The organism is Microcystis sp. (assembly GCF_048564745.1).
GTDB classification, from domain to species: domain Bacteria; phylum Cyanobacteriota; class Cyanobacteriia; order Cyanobacteriales; family Microcystaceae; genus Microcystis; species Microcystis ichthyoblabe_A.
Genome location: NZ_JBLZRT010000022.1, coordinates 1 through 20,939, shown reverse-complemented (window position 1 = coordinate 20,939; position 20,939 = coordinate 1). Strand labels below are relative to the sequence as shown.

Genomic DNA, 20,939 nt, shown 5'->3' with positions numbered 1-20,939 from the left:
ATTTTGTGATCCTTGTGAGAATTTCAAGGGATACTAGCAATCAGAATAGTTACAAACTCGACCCATTTGGTCGATTGTTGCTTAACAATTGAGATGGCAAATTCTCCTCAAATATGCCTTAATTGTCGGTAGGCAACCCACATAAAATGACTAATTCAAGTCTGAATTGGCGATTCTATATACCCCAGAGTCCCAGAAGAGCGATAAGCAGAATCATCTCGATCCCGTTACAAATCACTGATTACTGTTGACTAACTCCTGCTTAATTACTCTAGAATTTTGATGAGCAAGGGGTAAAGTAAACCAAAACTGTGAACCAACCCGCGGGGTACTTTTTACTCCAATTCTCCCAGAGTGAGCCTCGATAATTTGCCGACATTGGTAGGAACCTAAACCGATTCCCGTTAGGTGTTGATTATGAAGATTTCTTACATATAAATGGAAAAGATGTTGACATTGTTCCTCATCCATGCCAATACCATTATCGCTTAAAGTGCAGTAGAGCATATCTTGGTCAATACGAGCATCTAAAGCTAATTGAATTGGTGAAGGATTATGTTTTAAGGCATTATTTAATAATTGTTCAAAAACACTTCTTAGCTGACAAGGATCGGCATCAATAGCGGGTAAGTTATCGGGGAGAAGATTAATAAAAGTAGCTTGGTATAAATCAAAATCTTTTTGCCAATCTTTGAGCCAAATTTGCACCTGTTCTTTTAAAGATAGAGGTTGACGATGCAAGATTAAAGGCCGTTCTTCAGCAAAATGATTTTCTGATAAAGCATTAATTAAAGTTAATTGTCGATCACAACTACGCACCACCTGATCGAGCATTGCTCGGGAGATAGTTACTTTTTCTGTTTGCCGACACTGTAAATTTTTTAATAACATCACTAATCCCATAATCGAAGTGCGAAGATCGTGGGATACTGCCTGTAAAAAAACCGTTTTCATTTCGTATAAACGCTGAATTTCCCGGACTTTTTCTCGCAGTTCCATGGTTCTAGCTGCCACTTCCTGTTCTAAATTATTATTCAAGCTTTGCACCCTCTGATATAGTTGCGCTTGGCCGATAGCGATACAAACTTGGGTGGCTAACTGTTCTAATAATTTGACCTCGCTTTTTTGCCAATGACGGGGATGGGAATATTGATGGACAACTAAAGCACCTAAATGTTGATTATTAACCGTTAGAGGTAAAACTAAAGAGGATTTAACTTGCAGGTATTCGTAATAACCCTTGAGAGTGGGCAGCGTTTGCACCTTAGCGGTATTATCAGCAATAATTAACTTATCTAAAGAAAATAATTGTCCCAATTCTTCCAGTAATTCTGGTTCGGGAAACCAACCCATCAGCGAGGGAATCTCGGGACGACGGGACTCAGCGATTACCTTAGACCAACCCCGCTCTTGACAGTGACCGATATAGACTTGATCGGCATCGAGAAAATTTCTGATTTCCCCAACAATGGTATTTAAAACTTGATCTATATCTAAAGATTGATGGACTTTTAAAGCAACTTGTGTGACTAAATGTTCTCGTTCTAAAGTTTCATTTAAAGCTCGATCGATCTGTTGTCTTTCGGTAATCGCCGCCGATAAAAACAGAGAAGTTGACATGACAATGACCAAAAAGATTTGTAAGATCAGGACACCTCTGGTATGGTCGGGGGCCTGTAGGATAAAAGGACTGATTCCCCCGACCAATCCCATCAAAGCTAAAATAGATACTAAAAAATTGGCTATTACCGCTCCCCAGGTCTGAAAACGCATAGCAGCCCAAACCACAAAAGGAAAAGGCAGATATTCGAGGTACTGCACCATACTCCAATCGGGGTTAAGAAAATCCTGTTGACCACCAAAAACCACGAAAGTCACCACCGTTAGCAAACTCATACAAAGTAATGCCTCGCCAAGGCGTTGGGGTTGCCGGGGTTCCCGCAGGGAGTGACGATTGAAGCAAAAACGCAACAGCAGCGGCGTGGTCATTAAGATCCCCGTACTATCTCCGAGCCAGATAATGCCCCAAGACTGTCCAAATTGCCGCCAATCCCAAGTATTTAGCCAACTACGGGCAAAAGTATCGATAGTGGCATTAACTGCCGAGGCTAATAAAGCCGCTAAAAATACCAGTAAAAGGATATCGCGAATACGCTGTAAAGTGGCGGAAAATCTCAGATAATGCAGGAATTGCGCCCCTAACAGAGCCGATACACTGCTACCGAGCGCCGAAAATAGAGCTATGGGCCAACTGCCCCCTAAAAAGAAGGTTAGAAGCAAATCACCGATAAAAACGCCTAAAACTAGCCTTTTTCCCCCTAAAAAAACAGCAGTTAAGCCAATACCAGCACTCATCCAAATTGGGGCAGGTCGCGACCCTAAATTTAAGCAGAGATAGCCTAGCCAACCAACACCCAGATAAACTAGGGCAACAAGCACAATTTTAGGGCGATCTGATGAAATCCGTAGCATTTTCAGTTATCAGTTATCAGTTATCAGTTATCAGTTATCAGTTATCAGATTTGAGTTCTAAGTGAGCAGTATGTATTAAGCGAGCAGTATTAAATAGTAGTTTCCCACTGTCTTTTCACTGATTACTGATTACTGATTACTGTTTACTGATCACTGTTTACTGATCACTGGTCACTGAATCACTGTTAATCTATCTCCAGATTGCCTAAACTAGGAGTAGTTCTGCTTCATGCAGATGGGTGAAAACCGTACATTTTCCCGTTAGGAATCAAAGATTATGCGGATTTTAATTGTTGAAGACGATCCTTTAATGCAGTTAGGTTTAGAACAAGCACTCGGTGAACAGCCGGATTTTGAGATCGTCGGTCAAGCGAGTGATGGTCTAGCAGGGGTACAATTAGCCCTATCCCTACGGCCGGATTTAGTGGTCATGGACATAGGGTTACCCCGTCTCGATGGCATTGCGGCAACTAAACAGATTAAGGAGGGTTTAGCTAATGTTCATGTGGTCATGCTCACTTCCCACACTCTCCAACAGGAAGTGATCGCAGCTCTGGCCAGTGGCGCTGATGCCTATTGTATCAAGGGAGCGAGTCTCGATCGCCTTTTGGCCGCCATTGAAGCAGCTAAGGACGGGGCCACCTATTTAGACCCTCAAATTGCCCGTTTAGTCATGGATAATCTCAAACCGCCAGCAGTGCAACCTAATCCCAATCTAGCACTTTTATCGGAGCGAGAAATGGAGGTTTTAAAGTTAATTGTTGAAGGCAAAAGTAACGCTGAAATCGCCGAACAACTTTATTTAAGCACCAATACGATTAAAACCCATGTGCGGGGAATTATGAACAAATTAGCCGTTGATGACCGAGTACAAGCGGCGGTAATTGCTCTGCGTTCTGGTATTGTTTAAGGAGAAAATGGCGATTTACCCACAGGAATATTCTACCTCAATTGCTACTGCTACAATTGCTCAAAAAATCCCTTCAATCATTTATAATAACTTATCGACCTATCTTTGTTGGACAAACCATGACTATCGCTGAAAGCTTACCCCTAGTCGAGTCCTATGTAAACCCTGAGATAATCTTCCCAGAAGGCGAATTTTGGAGTGATGAACCACCCTTGGAAAGTAACCTACATCTACAACAAATTATTTTATTAATTCAGTGTTTAGAATGGTGGTGGCGCGAGCGAGAAGATTATTTTGCCGCCGGCAATTTAACTATCTATTACAGTCCCAACCAGAAAAAGTCAGAACTCTGCCGTGGTCCCGATTTTTTCGTGGTTTTGGGGACAAATTCCAACCCCAACCGCAGAAGTTGGGTAGTTTGGCGAGAAGAGGGCAAATATCCCAATTTAATTATCGAAATTCTCTCCGATAGTACCGCCAAAGTTGACCGAGAGGAGAAAAAACAAATTTATCAAGATATATTTCGCACTCCCGATTATTTTTGGTTTGACCCAGAAAGCCTAGAATTTGAAGGATTTACCCTAATTAGCGGTCAATATCAACCGATTACCCCCAATCCCCAGGGACGGCTCTGGAGTCAACAATTAGGCTTATATTTGGGTTTATCTGCCAATAAATTGCGCTATTTTACCCCCGAAGGGGAATTAGTACCCACTCCCGCAGAAGCGGCACAACAGGCAGAAAATCGGGTTTTAGAGGCAGAAAAGCGGGCTGTAGAGGCAGAAAACCAAGTCGAGCAAGAAAAGCAAAAAGCGGCGAAATTAGCGGCTAAACTGCGGGAATTAGGCATAGATACCGAGGAAAATCTCTAATCTTCTTTTGTTATTAAATGACTCTATTTTCGGTGAGAGGTGAGGGTATTTGATGTCATTTAGAGGCTGAATAGTTTACTAATCGCAGAAAGCTCCGCGCAAGCGTAAATTTTCCCGCAATTCCTCGGTCATACCCACGTTATCGGCAAACTTTGCCCCCTTCACTTTTGCCCCGCTAAAATTCGCTTGAGTGATGTTGACTTCAACCAAATTAGCTCCTTCTAAATTGGAGCCAATTAAATTAGCTAAAGCCAAACTAGAACGATAAAAATCAGCATAACTTAAATCGGCATTAGCTAATAAGGCTCCGCTTAAATCCGCTCCCTTAAAACTAGCATGACTGCCATTAATTTCGCTTAAATCAGCATCGGTTAAATTGGCCCCCCGCAGATTAGCTTGATAGAGATTAGCCATGCCTAAAGATATGCCACTTAATTCCGCTGCTAGGAGATTTGCCCCGGTAAAATCCGTTAGGGTATCCAGTTCAGCTAATCGGGCTAATTCGAGAAAATCATCACTAACAGCTGCATAAATTCCCTCGATTTGTGTCTGCAATTTCTCTAAATTTTCTGATGCTGCCGGTTGCGGTTCAACTAGAACATTATCTAATTCCACCTGCGATGATCCCAAAGAAATACGACTCAAAAAAGCATCAAATTGATTTTCCATCAGGAAAAATGCTAACTTTCGCTCTAAAATACTATGTTTATTGGGACTTAGATCGTGTTTCCATAATCCCGATGTTTCCGTGATACAGATATCGGCAGCTGTCAGCGAAAATTGCACCGTGAGATGATAAGGTTCTTCCTCCACACTGACGGTTCCTAGGTTAATCCTTTCGATCGCTCCTGTAAATATTGACTGAGGACTTTTGAAAGATAACCGCCATTGATGATTATTAATACGATTTATGTATAAATCTTGACTAGAAAGAGGATTTGGTGTTAGGTGACAATTAACTAAAACAAAATCTAATTTTCCTCCTTTTAGCCCCCATTTGATTTCCCCGCCGAGGAGAGATTGAATTTGAGCTTGTAGGTGTAAAGTTAAATATAAATCAAATTTTTGCGAGTCGGTGGCTACTGGTTCTAGGGTTAACGATACACTATCGGGATAGCGATCGAAGGCAGCTAAAAGACGCATAATCTAAAAAAGAAAAGTCAAAATAAACAGTAAAAAAGTGGTGTTTCTCTGGCTCCAAAGCCGAGAACTCACCCCTATTTAAAACAATAGCTGATTTTCTCGATCCTCGCTGAACATTTCTTCAGCGATCGCTGAGTGATTGCCCCTGAAAATCAAGATTAAATTAGTTGACTTTCTCTTTTTTGCCGATATTGCCGTCCGCATTAAAAAACATCGGTAAAAAGCGTTCCATAAACATTTGTGGATCACGATTCCAGGCTTTTTGAGCCGCTTCTACCCGGAATAATTGCAATTTCGGGTCGAGAAGGGTTTGGGGTAAACGTTCCATCAGATATTGAGGACGTTCCCAGAGTGGCATAGTGGCGGCGATTTCCATTAAATGACCGAAGCGGCGTAATTCTGCCCCCAGGGTGATATCCATACCCGATTCATAGGCGGCCTGTTCGATCGCTGAGTATTTGGCCTTAGCTTTTTCGACTTTTTGCCGATGTTCGGCGCTTTTTTGAGCAATTTTGGCTAACCAACGATTACCCCAACGCACATGGCCCGCTTCTTCGGGAAAGATTTTGGCGATCGTTTCCTGAATTTTCAGATTTTCCGGGGTTTGTTCCCCTGCTTTGAGGGCATAAATATGGGCGGCAAAGTATTCGCATCCCCGTTTTTCCGTGACGTTAATTGCCGCTAGGGCCGCAATCAGTCCATCTTCCCTTTGTTCTTCGCCTTGGAATTGATCTTGATCGAGAAGACGTTCAAATTCATCGATATAGGACAACCCCGGCGGTTTCCCCACATCGGCCCCCAATTCGATCAATAAATCGGTTAACCAGTAGGCATGGCGGGCCTCATCGGCGACGTGACGGGAAAGCTCCTGGATCAGTTCTTGTGGTTGTCCGTCTAGGGTTTCGATCAGTTCGGTCAGGTCTTTACAGCTACGTTGTTCGTTGTAGCGGTAACGGTTGAGGGTGACAAGATGAATTTCGCGATCGCTAATGACACGCTTCATGATGTCGCGAGCGCTCATCGTCTTCTTGAATTTACGAGGGTAAGCAACGGTCATGATTTTGTATCGTTTTGTAAACGGCTTCCCGTATTCTAACGGAGTTTTTTCCCGATCTGGCAAGGGAGCGGCAAGTGGCAAGCTTTTTTCAGTGATCAGTAAACGGTAATCAGTAAACTGAAAACTTACATCTGATAACTGATACTAAATCCGGTTATTAAAGAATGATTATTTATTCCTCCTTTTGCCGTTCGGACCTCGGCGTGAGCTCGGTCGAACGCTGAGCTCACGGCCGAAGCCTATTGCCTATTGCATGAGTGCCTATCCTGATATGTAGCCTATGCTCAACGGATTTAGTATGATAACTGATTCAAGTGGGAAACAAAATTAGGTGGTGAAAAAAAGATATTTGTCAGGAGAGTCACTATAAAAACATCAGTTTTAAAGATTTTTTTGGCAATTATTTTGATTAGGAAATATTTGACACTTCCAGGGGTGACAGAGCGACTAAAAGGCTCGCTGGATAAAGCGCATAGCCGTTAGACCTCTAGAAAAATCTTGATGTTTTCCAGCAGCAATTCTCATTTTGAAATAAATGATGAATTAACCCCTATTGCGAACCTCAAAGTTTAGTACAAGAGAATTATGTCGTCAGCTATAGGGCGATCACCAAAAAGAAAAATTGACCCGATTTATTATCAAAATAAAAATTTATAATTGTTGTCCGTTAAGATAAAATTAATAGGTGGAACTCTATTAGTTAGTCAAATTTCCTCAAGATGGCAAAAAAGGCAGCGACCGTGTTGGGTTTCGCTTTCCCCTAGAATTGAGAGGTTTTCTTCAACATATTTATTCGCTCAACCCAACCTTGTATATTGAGAGAAGTGGTAGACCGTCCCAACCTTGGTCAGAAAAGACCGCTTCGTAGCAAGGGTCACCACCATAATCTCCCTGACAAAACTCGAACAGTCGCCGGGGTCGTGGCGAAAACAATCAATTTTTAAGCTAAGAGACCGTATCGGGCAAGGATGAGTAAAATCAAGGGTATCCTCTCCAAAATAACCATTAATCCCGCCAATTTCTCAGGTTTAATCATGGAAAATATCTCTCAATGGGTAGGCATTGACATTAGTAAAGCGACCCTAGATGTTTACCTCCGTCCCCTCGGTAAAGCGATGAAAGTTGCTAACACAAAGGAGGACAGCTCTAAACTGGTCGAAACCCTAAAATCTTACACGCTCAACCTCATCGTTCTGGAAGCGACAGGAGGTTGAGAAACTGAACTGGTGATTCAATTACAAGAAGCGGATTTACCTGTAGCCTTAATCAATCCCCGTCAAGGAAGAGACTTTGCTAAAGCCACTGGTAAATTAGCCAAAACCGATGCCATTGACGCTCAAATCTTAGCTCATTTTGGCGAGGCAATGCAACCGCAAATATTAGCGGTTGAGTCGGAAGAATCTCGTCAATTGGGCGACTTAATTAGTCGTCGCCGGCAACTTGTCGAGATGCGGACTGCCGAAAAAAACCGACGGGAACGCGCTCGCGGTAAAGCTTTGGTCGATAGCGAAGCCCATCTTGAGTATCTCGATAACTGCCTCGAAAAACTCAATCAAGAAATTGAGGAATTGACCCAAGCTAACCAACAATGGCTCGAGAAAGTCAATTTACTCAAAACCGTGCCGGGGATTGGTCAAGTAATTTCTACTACTCTCGTCTCCGACTTACCAGAACTCGGTCAATTAACCGCCAAACAAATCTCTCGCTTAGTCGGTGTTGCGCCGATTAATCCTGATAGTGGTCAACATAAAGGTAAGCGGATGATTCAGGGAGGTCGCGCTCAGATTCGGGCGACTCTTTACATGGGGGCGGTGGTGGCTATGCGTCATAATCCGGTGATTAAAACCTTTTACGAACGCCTAGTCGGACGCGGTAAATCAAAAAAACTGGCTCTGACTGCTTGTGTGCGGAAAATCTTAGTTATTCTTAATGCAATGGTTCGCCAAAATCAGCCTTGGCAGCTTGCTGACAATTTACCACCTTGTTCCTAGAGATTCACACTTTTTGTTATCTCTGATCAAGGGTTGCGCTTGCTTTGGTTTAACCTGAGCGACTTAGTTTTTGCTGCGCTTTTTTTCTGGCTTGAGATTTTAGGTTCGACAGCAACTCCTTGATTGTTTTTTGAGTTACCCCTTGACAATCAAGACAGTCGCTATAATAACCCTAAAAGTTTACATCCACATGGGAAAAGGATTTAATTTATCTTCCGTCAAAGCTTCTTTTAACCATCCCATGCTAACAGGAACATCATACAATCTTCCTAGCCCTAAACGCTTCCACATATGACGCATTCCGGGGACAATGACTTTAGCTACCCTTAAACCAATATCAGGACGAGTCTGATCTAATACTAACATTTCCATCCCCTTTGACTCAATCTCTATAATTTGATTGATTAATTCATTTGTTCTACTTAAGAGATTACGCCATCATACCATAAAGTGACCCTTTGAATCTAATATAAATCTAATATAAATCTCATAAAAAGTTAATATTCTGCTCAAAAAAACATATTAGAAAAGTATTAATTTTAGAGATTGCCATTACCAAAAATAAAACTTATTCTGGTATCAAAGGTGATTAAACAAATCACTTTTAACCCAAAAGACAAGGCATTTTGCTTAAGGCATTATGGCTAATCTAAAAAATTCAGAAATGGATTTTTGATATCGTCTTGAGGATACAAAATCAACAAAAGTCTCAAAGGACATTATCTATTATGGCAAGTTACAAAGTTAATATCCCTGCTGGCCCCCTCTGGAGTAACGATGAAGCACAACAAGTAGGTCCGAGAATTGCAGCTGCTCATCAAGGAAACTTTACTGGTCAGTGGACAACCGTAGTTGAAAGTGCAATGAGTGTAGTAGAAGTAGAACTACAGGTGGAAAATACTGGAACTCATGAATTTAAAACTAATGTTTTAGCTGGACCTCTCTGGAGCAACGATGAAGCACAAAAATTAGGTCCGCAAATTGCAGCATCTTATGGTGCAGAATTTACTGGACAGTGGCAAACCATTGTTGAAGGTGTCATGAGTGTTATTGAAATCAAGTACACTTTCTAAGTGCGATCGCCTCTCTTATCGGCTAGATTGAGGTACGGAACCCAACACTATTTAAGGTGTGTTACTTCGGTGATGCACCTTTTACTGATCAGTGATAAGCTCCCCTATTTAAAAGCGTTACATCCACATGGGAAAAGGATTTAATTCATCTTCCGTCAAAGTCTCTTTTAACCATCCCATGCTAACAGGAACATCATATAATCTTCCTGCCCCTAAACGCTTCCACATATGACGCATTCCGGGGACAATGACTTTAGCTACTCTTAAACCAATATCAGCACGAGTTTGGTCTAATACTAACATTTCCATCCCCTTTGACTCAACAATTTGCTGACACAATTTAACATCCTCTAATAAATCATCACTGGCTAATTGTAAATAATCATAACTTTTTTTCGGTATTATTTTACTATCGGGAACTAAATAAGATTGATTGCTTAACCTTGCCGTTTGCCACCATTTGACCGCCAAAGGATCCGCAGAAGGATTGTAAATCGTTGTCCCATCTTCCTTAAAGGATAACACATTCGGTAAGATTTGATTAACCTCCGTTAACGCCCGACTAATAGCAATTTTTGGATCAAAATGCGCCCCATATCCTAATAAAATATCCTCCACTTCCCGCTTCTTTCTCGGACTAATAGCAGCAAAACAAGGGATATTCAAATCACTGGTAATATCTAACACCCATAGCTCCCGATTTAACCCCTCATAATATTGCTTTAATTGCTCAAAATATGGCTCATTAAAGCTCTCTAAATCAACGGAAGGTTTAACTAATTGATTATACCACCATAAAGCCACACAATCTCGTTCCACTAACTCCATAAATCCTTGTAAAATCGCTTCTTCTATCGTATTTCCCGCAGCGCAGCCATTAGAATCAGCCCAACAATCTAAGGGTTCAGATTGAGAATAACCATAATAACAATATCCCGTCGGTAAATACTTAAAATCTTGAGCAGTTAAAGACCATACAGGTGTCCAATCAATCATTCTAGTTTCATCAAAAGGTTCAGGGACTTTTTGAAACCATCCTTGATTCTTCCCATTCCATTCTTCTCGATGTTGATATTGTTTTTCACTAAAATTCATACATTTGTTAGGATGAATAGCTTTATCTACTAACTCTTGATAACTCGCTTTTTCTCTGATTTCATTCCCTTGAAAAACTCCCGAATAGCGCTCAATAGCTTCACAAAATCCACTTGCTTTTGCTTGACTATCTGTACGGCCTTTTCCCGCACTTCTACCTCCAATATTTTGCCGTAAACTGTCTAAATCATCAAAGACACTGCGAAAATGATGTTTCGCTACATAAGTATGAACTAAAGCATTCCCTTGTATCTTATTTAATTCTCGCACAATTCCCGTAATGGGACTGATAAGATGTTGATAGGTTCTTAAGGTTTCTTCAGGAGAACAAAAACGATGTCCCCCATCACTGGTAAAAGCCTTTTTACGATGTCCCAAAACCACAGGTAAAGGTGTTTTATTTAGAGAATATCCACAACTAGGACAGTTCGGACGTTTAACTAAAATATGCTCTTGAAATTGTAAATTTAAAGTATCATAAGTCATTATTGTTCCTTCTAAACGTTGATTTTTACCTTGAATAATCCACTTAAAAACCTCCATAGCCGTCAGATTTAAAACCGTCTGTATTGTCGCTGAAGAAAACCCTAAAGGGGAAATTAAAGAAATCTTATTTTCTCTCTGTCTAATGATAAATTCCTCCACTGGACGATTATCTCGTAATCTTTGAGCCAAACAATGCCAACAACCAGTTTTATCGGGATCAAATAAGGGACCAATCCATGCTAGGTTTCCCAGGGGATTAACTAATAACCAAGGCTTTTGCGAGGCTAAAGCTTGTTGATTAATACTCTCTAAATCAGGATGAAGATAATTATCGGTTAAAATAATGGTTAAATCCCCTTCATTTGCGACTTGAACTTGCAAGGAATTCAAAATATTGATCAAATCTTGCTGGGGAATTGAGCCTAGGCTTTTAACCGTAACCTTCAGAGATTGTAATCGTTCAAAAGCTTGGGCTTGAGAAACCTGAAGATGATGGCATAAAATTGCTAAATTAGACGGCAATAATTCTTTTTTTTCTAACAAAAACCCTCGTTTATATAACTGAAAAATCGCTTTTTGAATTGCCAAGCTATAATTAACAATAACTGCGAAGGAATTAGCATTATTGGGATTAATTTCCTGATTTTGTAAAAATTCTAACTGAAGAATTTCAATAATTTCATCAAGATTACGTTGACCATCAATTAATCTTACCAAACGATAATAAAGCGGCTCTTGGAAACAGATTGATTCTCGCTCAGATAGAAAAAATACCGTATTTGGTTCTAAGGTTTCAATTGAGTAGGCAGGATTCCAATCAAGCTGGTTGAACACAATTTTTACTCTCTTTTTAAGGGATAGTTAAGGTTGATTATATACCTATAATATAAGGTTGATAGCAGTTATCTTAATGGTGAGGTGCGAAGTTTTCGTTTTCGGGAACAGGGAACGGCGAGGGAGCAGCCCATTTATGCCAAAATATAAAAGCGATCGCTAAAATTGATTAAATTTATGCAATAGGATAGCAAATCCGCTTTTAATAGCATGATTAACTCCCAAGTTATCGATTGTTTCTCTCTTCTCCCCGTTCCCCGCTCCGGCACTCCCCACTCTCCTCTACCTTTTAAACAGGATTTGGTATCAGACCCCTAATTTCTTCCCTGCCTGAAATTTCTCAATTTCTCGGAATAAATTTGACTACCAAAATCAGGGTAAATAGCCCAAATATCAACTTAATAAAGTTTTAATAGACATTTAAGCCCTAATAGATTAATCTTACTTTTTTTAAAGCCGATATGCTGTCTCGCTAATCCTTTTAAGACTGGAAAACTTGGTATTCTGTCAGGGGTTGGCCGTGAGAGAGGTCAATTTTCAAGGATAATTTGTAACAGAGTGTTGAAAATTCCTTTAATCTTAGTTATGAGCGATCGCCCACCAGAACTAACCCTAGCCGACCAGGCCCCTGCCAACTACGAATGTCGCTCCTGCGGCTACGTTTACGACCCCAGCAAGGGAGATAGTAAAACCAACACTCCCGCTGGAACCCCCTTCGAGGAATTGCCAGAAACGTGGCGCTGTCCCGTGTGTGGTGTGCGTCGTTCCCAATTTATCAACATTGGAGCTAAAGATGCTCCTTCGGGATTCCAAGAAAATCTTAGCTATGGTTTTGGAGTCAATCGTCTGACTCCCGCACAAAAAAATATTTTGATTTTCGGGGCTTTAGCGCTAGGATTTGTTTTCTTTATTAGTTTATATGGTTTAAACTAACTCAAGCACTCATTATCTTTAATCTAACGGCTCTTGTGGCCCTGTAACCCATCGGGTACAAACCTTAATCCGTCCCGATTCCTTGACCAATACCTCTGAACCATTGATGAGAAAACTGAAACAATTCGTAATAGTTCTAGCTGTAGCCTTTTTCTGCTTTAGCTGTAGTAGTGTGCCATCCCTGAGCAATAGTCCTTGGCAAATCCTCACCCTCGACACTGACTCCACTTTTGCCGATATCGCCTTTACCAGCGACCTGCAGCACGGTTGGTTAGTGGGGACCAAATCTACCCTCTTTGAAACCAGCGATGGGGGGGACAGCTGGCAGCAAAAAGTCCTCAACCTTGGCGAAGAAAAAGTTAGCTTTAGCGCCGTCAGTTTCCACAACCAAGAGGGTTGGATTGTCGGTAAACCCTCGATTCTTCTCCATAGCGAAGACGGGGGCAGCAGCTGGTCCCGTATCCCCTTAAGCGAAAAATTACCCGGTTCTCCCTACGGAATTATCGCTCTGAACGACAAAACCGCCGAAATGGTCACGGATTTAGGTGCTATCTACCGCACCAAAGACGGGGGCAAAACTTGGCAAGCTTTAGTGGAAGGTGCTGTGGGTGTGGCCCGGACAATTGTTCGTTCCCATGATGGTAAATATGTGGCCGTTTCCGCACGCGGTAACTTTTATTCTACCTGGGAACCGGGGTCAACAGAATGGCAACCCCACAATCGTCTTTCTTCCCGCCGTTTACAAAAAGTCGGTTATGGTGAAAAAGGGGAATTGTGGGCCCTGGCCCGGGGTGGTCAACTACAATTTACTAGCCCCAATGATCTCGATACATGGGAAGATAAGGTATTCCCCGAGTTTTCCACCAGTTGGGGACTTTTGGACCTCAACTACCGCACCCCCGAAGAAATTTGGGTCGCTGGTGGTAGCGGCAATCTCTTGGTCAGTGATGACGGCGGCCAATCTTGGCAAAAAGATCGCGCGGTGGAAAGTGTCCCCTCCAATCTCTATCGAATTGTTTTTATCAATTCCGACAAGGGTTTTGTCTTGGGACAAGATGGGGTCTTACTGAAATATAATCCCCCCAGCGAACCGGCCTAAAACTTGTCTCAGGGTCAACAAAGTCTCTATTATAGAGATTGAATTTTTCAAGTCCTATCATTCCGAGGAGAACCGTCCATGTCAGGTAGTACCGGCGAACGTCCTTTTGGCGATATCGTTACCAGTATTCGTTACTGGATTATCCATAGCATCACCATCCCCATGCTCTTTGTCGCAGGTTGGTTATTCGTGAGTACCGGTTTAGCTTACGATGTTTTTGGCACTCCCCGTCCCGATGAGTATTACACTCAAGAGCGTCAAGAATTACCGATCATTAATGATCGCTTTGAGGCCAAAAATCAAATCGAGCAGTTTAATCAGTAGTTTACTTTAATTAAGGATAAAAACAATGGCTAGTGGTAATCCCAATCAACCCATTTCTTACCCCATTTTCACCGTTCGCTGGTTGGCAGTTCATACCTTAGCGGTCCCCACTGTCTTCTTTATCGGTGCAATTGCGGCAATGCAGTTTATTCAACGCTAGGAGAACAATTATGGAAAGAACACCTAATCCGAATCGGCAAGCCGTCGAGTTAAATCGTACTTCTCTTTACCTAGGTTTACTCCTAGTTGCTGTCTTGGGAATTTTATTTTCCAGCTATTTCTTTAACTAATTAGTCCCGATTTATTGTCATCGCAATTAGGAGGTGTTATTCATGTTCGCAGAAGGTCGTATTCCTTTGTGGTTAGTCGCCACCATCGCCGGTCTAGGCGTTATCGCCGTGCTTGGTCTTTTCTTCTACGGAGCTTACGCTGGTTTAGGTTCCTCTATGTAATTCCATTACGGGTAATTTCCCCCAGCAAAAAGCCGTTAGTTATAGAAATAACTAGCGGTTTTTTCAGTATTCGGTGAAAAGTAAAGCTCGATCGAACTTTAATACCAAATCCGTTGAGTAACGCACAGAAAACGGGTTTCTCGGAGAAACCCGTTTTCTACTCATGCACTCATGCAAAAAGGGGAGAATAAATAATCAGTCTTTAATAACCAGATTTAGTATAAATCCGTTTTTAATAGTGTGATTAACAAAAAAAAGGAGTCAAAGACTTGACTCCTTTAGTTATATGGATGATTTAGCTAAAACTAAACTTCTTGTTTACGAGTGCTAAGATCACCCAATTTTTGGAATAAACCGAATTCCACTTGTTCTTCCAGATCCGGATCTACCCCAGCGAATACGTCGCGGTAGATGGTACGAGAACCGTGCCAGATATGACCGAAGAAGAATAGTAAAGCAAAGACAGCATGACCGAAAGTAAACCAACCTCTCGGAGAAGTGCGGAATACCCCGTCAGACTTCAGGGTTTCGGTGTCAAACTCGAAAGCTTCACCGAGTTGCGCTCTACGCGCAAATTTCTTCACATCAGCAGGATCGCTGAACACCTGACCATCGAGAGCGCCACCGTAGAAGGAAACGGTAACACCACTTTGTTCGATACTCAGTTTCGATTCCGCACGACGGAAGGGAATATCAGCGCGAACGATACCTTCCGAGTCAGTCAGGACAACGGGGAAGGTTTCAAAGAAGTTAGGCATCCGACGCACGCTAAGGACGCGACCTTCGCCATCTTTGAACACAGGGTGTCCTAACCAAGATTTAGCGATACCGTCACCGCTATCCATGGCACCAGTACGGAATAAACCACCTTTAGCGGGGCTATTACCGACATAATCATAGAAAGCCAGTTTTTCGGGGATTGCTTGGTAAGCTTCGGCGATGGTGGCTCCGTTGGCGATGCTGGCCTCGACGCGACGCTCAATTTCTTCTTGGAAATAGCCCTTATCCCATTGGTAACGGGTCGGTCCAAAGAGTTCGATCGGGGTAGTAGCATTACCGTACCACATGGTTCCAGCCACGACGAAAGCGGCAAAGAAAACAGCGGCGATACTGCTAGAAAGCACCGTTTCGATATTACCCATTCTCAGGGCTTTATAGAGTCTTTCGGGGGGACGAACGGTTAAATGGAATAAACCAGCGATAATCCCGACGATACCCGCAGCAATGTGGTGAGCTACCACACCCCCGGGGTTAAAGGGGTTAAAACCAGCTGGTCCCCATTCGGGAGCTACGGGCTGCACATGACCGGTTAAACCGTAGGCATCGGAAACCCACATCCCGGGACCCCAAAGGCCTGTTTGATGGAAAGCACCGAAACCAAAGCAAAGTAAACCGGATAAGAACAGGTGAATACCGAACATTTTCGGCAAATCGAGGGCAGATTCGCCCGTGCGGGGATCGACGAATAATTCTAAATCCCAGAAAACCCAGTGCCAAACCGCCGCTAGGAATAGCAGACCGGATAAGACGATGTGAGCGGCGGCAACGCCTTCAAAAGACCAGAAACCGGGGTCAACACCAGTTTCGCCGGTGACGCTCCAGCCACCCCAAGAACCGGTGACACCTAAACGGGCCATGAAGGGCAGCACGAACATTCCTTGCCGCCACATCGGGTTTAATACGGGGTCACTGGGGTCGAAAATAGCAAGCTCATAGAGGGCCATGGAGCCAGCCCAACCCGCTACCAGTGCGGTGTGCATCAGGTGAACGGAAATTAAACGGCCCGGGTCGTTGAGAACGACTGTGTGTACTCGATACCAAGGTAGTCCCATTGACTACGCTCCTCCTATTGACAATTTAGTGTCCACTTAGACGCTTTTTATATTCAGGGTCAAAATATAAGCCCAACAATCTCGACGGTTAAGTGCAAGAGTTAGCCGACCTACATTATCCCTTGAAAAGTGTATCTATTCTAAAGAAGTGTAACTATTGTTAGAACAGATTTCAAGTGCTTGCGATCGATCTTCCGCCAGAATAGTCCAGATCAGGGTGTGGGGTGTGGGGAGAAGGGTGTGGGGTGTGGGGTGTGGGGTGTGGGGTGTAGGGTGTGGGGTGTAGGGTGTGGGGTGTGGAAATTATGAATTATAAATTATGAATTATAAATTGGGGAGTGGGGAGAAAAAGGCTGCGTCCTAACTCCTGACTCCTGATCACTGATAACTGATAACTGATCACTGATAACTGATTACTTCCTCAGTAGTTCTTCGGCATTTTGCAGGATTTCGAGGACTTGTTCGGCACTAATCAAGCGTTTTAGCACCACTTGCCCGATGGTGGGGACAGTATCGGCAATTTCTGCACTCTTGGGGGCAACTTCCACCATAATCACAGCTTCTTCCACCTTATAAAGCCATAAAACCTGTTCTCCCTCTAAAATACCGATATTTAATCGCTCTATCTGCGGTGGTCGTCGCCAACTACTCGCATGGTCCCACAAACCGCCAAATTCCCACACCCGTCCTATTGTCCAACCTGCCGTTAAGAAAAAATATTTCACTTTGTTACTCAATCTAGAATCAATCTCTAGCTTTCTGGCTTAATTAGTTTTCAGCCGTCAAATTTTATCAGCTTTTTAGCCCTCAGCCATCAGCCAGAAAAGACAATAGGCAATAGGCAAAAGACAAAAGTCAGCTTTGTTCTCCCTGCTCCCCGCTCGTCAATTCATAATTTATAATTCATAATTCCCACTCCTGTCTCCTATGACGGCTAATAGCTAGTCAACGTCCCGTTAATTTCACCACCCCAATGCCCCCAAAGTATAGACCCAAGACCGCCCCTGCTAACAGGGATTGGGTGAGAGGATCTGTGGAAGGGGTTAAAATCGCGCCTAAAATCACCGCCCCCAAAACCACGAAACGCCAGCCCGATAACATCGTTTGCGAGGAAATAATGCCTAAAAAGCTCAAAATCAATTGAATAACGGGAATTTGAAAGGCGATGCCGGTACTAAACAGCAAAAGTAAGACAAATTCAAAATAGCGCTCGATCGACCAAGCTTGTTCGACCACTTCCGCCCCATAACTGACAAAAAAGTTTAAAGCGGCGGGAATCAGGGCAATATAGGCAAAAAATAAACCAGCAAAAAATAAAACACTCGATCCTAAGACTACCGGGACAATTAAACGCCGTTCGCGACGGGTTAACCCCGGCAGCACAAAGAGGATAATTTGTAAGAGAATGACGGGACTAGCCACCAGTATGCCGCTATATCCAGCTACTTTTAGGGAGACGAAAAAAAATTCTCCCGGGGCCAACTGCAAAAATTTTACCCCTTGGGCGGGGACTTCCAGCACTTGTACTAGGGGTTTAACGAAGATAAAACATCCCACCGCACCCACAGCCACGGCAATTAAACTATAAAAAATCCGGCGCCGCAACTCCTCCAAGTGGTCAAATAAGGACATTTCCACTTCTCCGGGTAACTCATCGAGGAATTCGGTACTGTCTGGGGGTGGGGTTTTTACTTCTGTCGATGACATGGCTTTGGCTCGATCGTTCTCTACTCAAGCCTTTATCCTAGCATTGTTGACCCTTAGCCTTGAATCAGTTATCAGAAGTCAGGAGTCGGGAGATTATTTTTAGGACTTACGCACTGTACAAATTGACCATGGTGTGCGGGAATGAAAATCGGTCGTTTCAGATTATAGAGGAGAGGCAAAAGGCAAGAGGCAAAAGGCAAAGGGGGAAATAAATAATCAGTTTTTAATAACCAGATTTAGTATTAGATACAGCAACGCTCATTGATGACTCCGTCTCAGCTGCCAAAATAAGATTAGCTGATTGACCTTAGTTTGACTCTCGGATAGACTAAGATTAGCTCTCTAACTTTAGTCTTATGCTCGAGATCGCAAAAGAAGACATCCTCTCCCGCCTTCAATTTGATAATCCTTGGTGGGAGACAGACCGTAGGGGAAAAGTAATCTATGAAGATATGCCACGGCGCAAGTACTTTGAGGCTTTTTCTCAAAACATCTTGGACACGAGTGTGCGTCGAGCAACAGTCTTGATGGGACCCAGGCGTGTTGGTAAAACTGTCATGGTCTATCACACTATTCGTCTGCTCCTAGATTCTGGCATTAGTGCGGTAAATATTTTATATGTCTCTCTTGAAACTCCAATTTATACAGGGCTTCCATTAGAGCGGATACTTAAGTATTTTCAGGAACTATTCAATCACGATCGCAATTCGAGGCTATTTGTCTTTTTTGACGAAATTCAATACTTGCGTCAGTGGGAAATTCATCTAAAATCCCTGGTTGATTCATTTCCAATCTGTCGATTTGTCGCTACTGGCTCTGCTGCTGCTGCTCTAAGGCTTAAAAGCACTGATTCTGGTGCTGGCCGATTCAGCGACTATATCCTGCCACCGCTAACCTTTGCTGAATATTTAATGTTTATAGAAAAAGAAAATGAATTAATAGAGACAAATGTCCATGACTCTTATGAGTTTGTGTCTAAAGATATTGAGCAGTTGAATGAGAATTTTATTAATTATTTGAACTTCGGTGGCTATCCAGAAGCTGTCTTTTCTGAAACAATTCGACAGGATCCTGGACAATATATTAAAAGCGATATCATTGACAAAGTTTTACTTCGAGATTTGCCAAGCCTTTATGGGATTAGTGATATTCAAGAACTGAATAGACTTTTCACAACCCTGGCGTATAATTCAGGCAACGAAGTAAGTCTCGAGGGGTTATCCCAATCCTCTGGTGTAGCTAAAAACACTATCAAACGTTACCTCGAGTATCTTGAGGCTGCATTCCTAATCCGCCGAGTAGAGAGAATTGATCAAAGCGCTAAAAAGTTTAAGAGAGCAGTTTGCTTTAAAGTCTATTTAACCAATCCTTCAATGCGCGCTGCGCTATTTGGTCAGCTTGAAACAGACTCTAAGGCGATGGGAGCCATGACTGAAACCGCTATTTTTAGTCAATGGCAGCACAGTAAAACGACTGAGCTTTATTACGCACGATGGAAAACTGGAGAAATTGATATTGTACATTTAGATGCTGCCCATCAATCACCTTCTTGGATAGTTGAGGTTAAGTGGAGCGATCGCACTCATAGTACACCTTCCGAACTGGACAACTGCATAGAATTTTTAAAAAAGAATCCAGGTATATCTCAACCGATCTTGGTGACAAGTAAAACTATTAGGGATGACAATTTTTTATACAAAGATATACGATTTCGCTTTGAACCCGCAAGTTTATATGCCTATGCTCTCGGTGCAAATATATTGCGAAATATTGACAACAAGGTTAAGGGATCTCGTGCCAGGTCACTACCTCTTGAATAAGAGTTGCTTGATATAGCCGTGATAGGTATGCCTAACAGTCTAGTTATGCCCGTCTTTGCTTGTGAGGTTAATGTAGGTTAGCAGTTCATTAAGCTTGTTTTTCAGATTTGGGGATGTCATAAGCGGGTTGTAAACTTCTCCTGCTTAGGGTTGCCAAACATAACTAGGACTAAAGGAGCGTAATACTGGCAATATTCTTAGTTCTCGTTCGCTTGGCTTTGCTAAAACCAATCCATAGGATAGATAATTTAAATAATTATTCGAGAAGCTCACTGTAAGATCGCTAAAGAAATTTTTTAAATTAATCGATTTCAATCATATTACTTATTTGCTCTTGGGTGGCAGAGCCGTCAAGTAACTGTTCAAAGAATTGATTTAGCGACACGTCAATATTAGCTTTTCTGGATCGAATTGGATTTGGCACTAATTGCTCGCATAGTTGTTTAGATTGAGCATACGCAGGAGAACCTTGCTCAACAAAGTGAGGATCAATTTCACGAAAAGTAAGTAACCTGAGTTCGGGATAACGCTATCTTATGGGACTGTGGGAAAACCTTTGCCAACTCTGGATTCTGAACCTCTTGGTTAGCAGGTAATCGTTACCAATCTGGCGATCGCTAAGTAGTCCGTTTGTTCTGCCAGTTTGACCTGGTTTCATCGCTAACTCTTTTTCTGAGAAAACTTAAAAAAGGGAGAGATGATATGCTGAAAAACAGAATCACCGACCGCCACCTCCCCCTATGTTTAGTTTAGACGCTCTCTTCTGCCATGTCGATGATTTTTGCCAACAATTTGTCCCTCAGTGGCAAAAAACCCTACTTGGTCACGGCTTAACTCAC

18 protein-coding genes and 2 pseudogenes are annotated in these 20,939 nt (G+C 42.5%); 12 read left to right on the top strand and 8 right to left on the bottom strand.

Annotated elements, in window-relative coordinates; genetic code table 11:
- Positions 1-234 precede the first annotated feature (234 nt).
- Positions 235-2,472, bottom strand: a complete 2,238-nt coding sequence (locus ACOCD9_RS03400) for an MASE1 domain-containing protein (protein WP_287700133.1) — start codon at positions 2,470-2,472, stop codon at positions 235-237.
- A 277-nt stretch (positions 2,473-2,749) separates the two neighbouring features.
- On the opposite strand from ACOCD9_RS03400, the gene ACOCD9_RS03395 reads away from it, so the two are divergent.
- Together ACOCD9_RS03395 and ACOCD9_RS03390 are read left to right on the top strand one after the other, a co-directional pair.
- Complete coding sequence (locus ACOCD9_RS03395) at positions 2,750-3,382, top strand: response regulator (protein WP_002737320.1); 633 nt, start codon at positions 2,750-2,752, stop codon at positions 3,380-3,382.
- 119 nt (positions 3,383-3,501) lie between these two features.
- Positions 3,502-4,254 (top strand): Uma2 family endonuclease, encoded by a 753-nt coding sequence (locus ACOCD9_RS03390; protein WP_287700132.1) that lies wholly within the window; start codon positions 3,502-3,504, stop codon positions 4,252-4,254.
- A gap of 78 nt (positions 4,255-4,332) precedes the next feature.
- On the opposite strand, the gene ACOCD9_RS03385 is transcribed toward ACOCD9_RS03390, so the two are convergent.
- Together ACOCD9_RS03385 and ACOCD9_RS03380 are read right to left on the bottom strand one after the other, a co-directional pair.
- The gene (locus tag ACOCD9_RS03385) at positions 4,333-5,397 is read right to left on the bottom strand and encodes a pentapeptide repeat-containing protein (protein WP_419546361.1); all 1,065 of its coding nucleotides are present in this window, start codon (positions 5,395-5,397) and stop codon (positions 4,333-4,335) included.
- 163 nt (positions 5,398-5,560) lie between these two features.
- Positions 5,561-6,454: a ferritin-like domain-containing protein gene (locus tag ACOCD9_RS03380; RefSeq protein WP_419546360.1), complete on the bottom strand. Its 894-nt coding sequence runs from the start codon at positions 6,452-6,454 to the stop codon at positions 5,561-5,563.
- A gap of 1,034 nt (positions 6,455-7,488) precedes the next feature.
- On the opposite strand from ACOCD9_RS03380, the pseudogene ACOCD9_RS03375 reads away from it, so the two are divergent.
- Positions 7,489-8,445: pseudogene (locus tag ACOCD9_RS03375) on the top strand (IS110 family transposase).
- Between the two features lie 180 nt (positions 8,446-8,625).
- Here the strand turns inward: ACOCD9_RS03375 and ACOCD9_RS03370 are convergent.
- On the bottom strand, positions 8,626-8,850 hold the full coding sequence (locus ACOCD9_RS03370; protein WP_419546393.1) for a YcaO-like family protein: 225 nt from the start codon (positions 8,848-8,850) through the stop codon (positions 8,626-8,628).
- Positions 8,851-9,173: 323 nt separating this feature from the next.
- Between ACOCD9_RS03370 and ACOCD9_RS03365 the strand changes: the two genes are divergently transcribed.
- Positions 9,174-9,518: a mannan-binding lectin gene (locus ACOCD9_RS03365; RefSeq protein ID WP_002757643.1), complete on the top strand. Its 345-nt coding sequence runs from the start codon at positions 9,174-9,176 to the stop codon at positions 9,516-9,518.
- Positions 9,519-9,635: 117 nt separating this feature from the next.
- On the opposite strand, the gene ACOCD9_RS03360 is transcribed toward ACOCD9_RS03365, so the two are convergent.
- Entirely contained in the window at positions 9,636-11,933 is a 2,298-nt protein-coding gene (locus ACOCD9_RS03360; protein WP_419546359.1) for a TOMM precursor leader peptide-binding protein, read from the bottom strand.
- Positions 11,934-12,518: 585 nt separating this feature from the next.
- Here ACOCD9_RS03360 and ACOCD9_RS03355 point away from each other — a divergent pair.
- The 6 genes from ACOCD9_RS03355 (at position 12,519) to ACOCD9_RS03330 (ending at position 14,741) form a co-directional block, all read left to right on the top strand.
- Complete coding sequence (locus ACOCD9_RS03355; protein WP_002757647.1) at positions 12,519-12,866, top strand: rubredoxin; 348 nt, start codon at positions 12,519-12,521, stop codon at positions 12,864-12,866.
- Positions 12,867-12,972: 106 nt separating this feature from the next.
- Entirely contained in the window at positions 12,973-13,965 is a 993-nt protein-coding gene (locus ACOCD9_RS03350) for a photosynthesis system II assembly factor Ycf48 (protein ID WP_287700167.1), read from the top strand.
- A 78-nt stretch (positions 13,966-14,043) separates the two neighbouring features.
- On the top strand, positions 14,044-14,289 hold the full coding sequence (gene psbE, locus ACOCD9_RS03345) for a cytochrome b559 subunit alpha (protein WP_002737435.1): 246 nt from the start codon (positions 14,044-14,046) through the stop codon (positions 14,287-14,289).
- Positions 14,290-14,314: 25 nt separating this feature from the next.
- A complete protein-coding gene (psbF, locus tag ACOCD9_RS03340) occupies positions 14,315-14,449 on the top strand; it encodes a cytochrome b559 subunit beta (protein ID WP_002736175.1) in 135 nt (44 codons plus the stop codon).
- Positions 14,450-14,459: 10 nt separating this feature from the next.
- Positions 14,460-14,579 (top strand): photosystem II reaction center protein L, encoded by a 120-nt coding sequence (locus ACOCD9_RS03335; RefSeq protein ID WP_002735805.1) that lies wholly within the window; start codon positions 14,460-14,462, stop codon positions 14,577-14,579.
- A 42-nt stretch (positions 14,580-14,621) separates the two neighbouring features.
- Positions 14,622-14,741 carry a photosystem II reaction center protein J gene (locus ACOCD9_RS03330; RefSeq protein ID WP_002736108.1) on the top strand — a complete coding sequence of 40 codons (120 nt, stop codon included), beginning with the start codon at positions 14,622-14,624 and terminating at the stop codon, positions 14,739-14,741.
- A 305-nt stretch (positions 14,742-15,046) separates the two neighbouring features.
- Here ACOCD9_RS03330 and psbB read toward each other — a convergent pair whose 3' ends face one another.
- The 3 genes from psbB to tatC all read right to left on the bottom strand — a co-directional run bounded on the left by psbB (position 15,047) and on the right by tatC (position 18,280).
- Positions 15,047-16,573 (bottom strand): photosystem II chlorophyll-binding protein CP47, encoded by a 1,527-nt coding sequence (gene psbB / locus ACOCD9_RS03325; protein WP_002749271.1) that lies wholly within the window; start codon positions 16,571-16,573, stop codon positions 15,047-15,049.
- 413 nt (positions 16,574-16,986) lie between these two features.
- Positions 16,987-17,298, bottom strand: a complete 312-nt coding sequence (locus tag ACOCD9_RS03320) for a hypothetical protein (RefSeq protein WP_002749272.1) — start codon at positions 17,296-17,298, stop codon at positions 16,987-16,989.
- 220 nt (positions 17,299-17,518) lie between these two features.
- Positions 17,519-18,280, bottom strand: coding sequence for a twin-arginine translocase subunit TatC (tatC, locus tag ACOCD9_RS03315; protein WP_002737652.1), 762 nt, complete (start codon positions 18,278-18,280; stop codon positions 17,519-17,521).
- A gap of 356 nt (positions 18,281-18,636) precedes the next feature.
- Here tatC and ACOCD9_RS03310 point away from each other — a divergent pair, with 356 nt between their 5' ends.
- Entirely contained in the window at positions 18,637-20,100 is a 1,464-nt protein-coding gene (locus tag ACOCD9_RS03310) for an ATP-binding protein (RefSeq protein WP_287700129.1), read from the top strand.
- A 740-nt stretch (positions 20,101-20,840) separates the two neighbouring features.
- Positions 20,841-20,939 (top strand): annotated as a pseudogene (locus tag ACOCD9_RS03305) (IS982 family transposase); the annotation flags it as partial.

Coding starts and splice junctions, on each gene's coding strand:
- ACOCD9_RS03400 (WP_287700133.1), bottom strand. CDS start 2,472: ATGCTACGGATTTCATCAGATCGCCCTAAAATTGTGCTTGTTGCCCTA.
- ACOCD9_RS03395 (WP_002737320.1), top strand. CDS start 2,750: ATGCGGATTTTAATTGTTGAAGACGATCCTTTAATGCAGTTAGGTTTA.
- ACOCD9_RS03390 (WP_287700132.1), top strand. CDS start 3,502: ATGACTATCGCTGAAAGCTTACCCCTAGTCGAGTCCTATGTAAACCCT.
- ACOCD9_RS03385 (WP_419546361.1), bottom strand. CDS start 5,397: ATGCGTCTTTTAGCTGCCTTCGATCGCTATCCCGATAGTGTATCGTTA.
- ACOCD9_RS03380 (WP_419546360.1), bottom strand. CDS start 6,454: ATGACCGTTGCTTACCCTCGTAAATTCAAGAAGACGATGAGCGCTCGC.
- ACOCD9_RS03365 (WP_002757643.1), top strand. CDS start 9,174: ATGGCAAGTTACAAAGTTAATATCCCTGCTGGCCCCCTCTGGAGTAAC.
- ACOCD9_RS03355 (WP_002757647.1), top strand. CDS start 12,519: ATGAGCGATCGCCCACCAGAACTAACCCTAGCCGACCAGGCCCCTGCC.
- ACOCD9_RS03350 (WP_287700167.1), top strand. CDS start 12,973: ATGAGAAAACTGAAACAATTCGTAATAGTTCTAGCTGTAGCCTTTTTC.
- psbE (WP_002737435.1), top strand. CDS start 14,044: ATGTCAGGTAGTACCGGCGAACGTCCTTTTGGCGATATCGTTACCAGT.
- psbF (WP_002736175.1), top strand. CDS start 14,315: ATGGCTAGTGGTAATCCCAATCAACCCATTTCTTACCCCATTTTCACC.
- ACOCD9_RS03335 (WP_002735805.1), top strand. CDS start 14,460: ATGGAAAGAACACCTAATCCGAATCGGCAAGCCGTCGAGTTAAATCGT.
- ACOCD9_RS03330 (WP_002736108.1), top strand. CDS start 14,622: ATGTTCGCAGAAGGTCGTATTCCTTTGTGGTTAGTCGCCACCATCGCC.
- psbB (WP_002749271.1), bottom strand. CDS start 16,573: ATGGGACTACCTTGGTATCGAGTACACACAGTCGTTCTCAACGACCCG.
- tatC (WP_002737652.1), bottom strand. CDS start 18,280: ATGTCATCGACAGAAGTAAAAACCCCACCCCCAGACAGTACCGAATTC.
- ACOCD9_RS03310 (WP_287700129.1), top strand. CDS start 18,637: ATGCTCGAGATCGCAAAAGAAGACATCCTCTCCCGCCTTCAATTTGAT.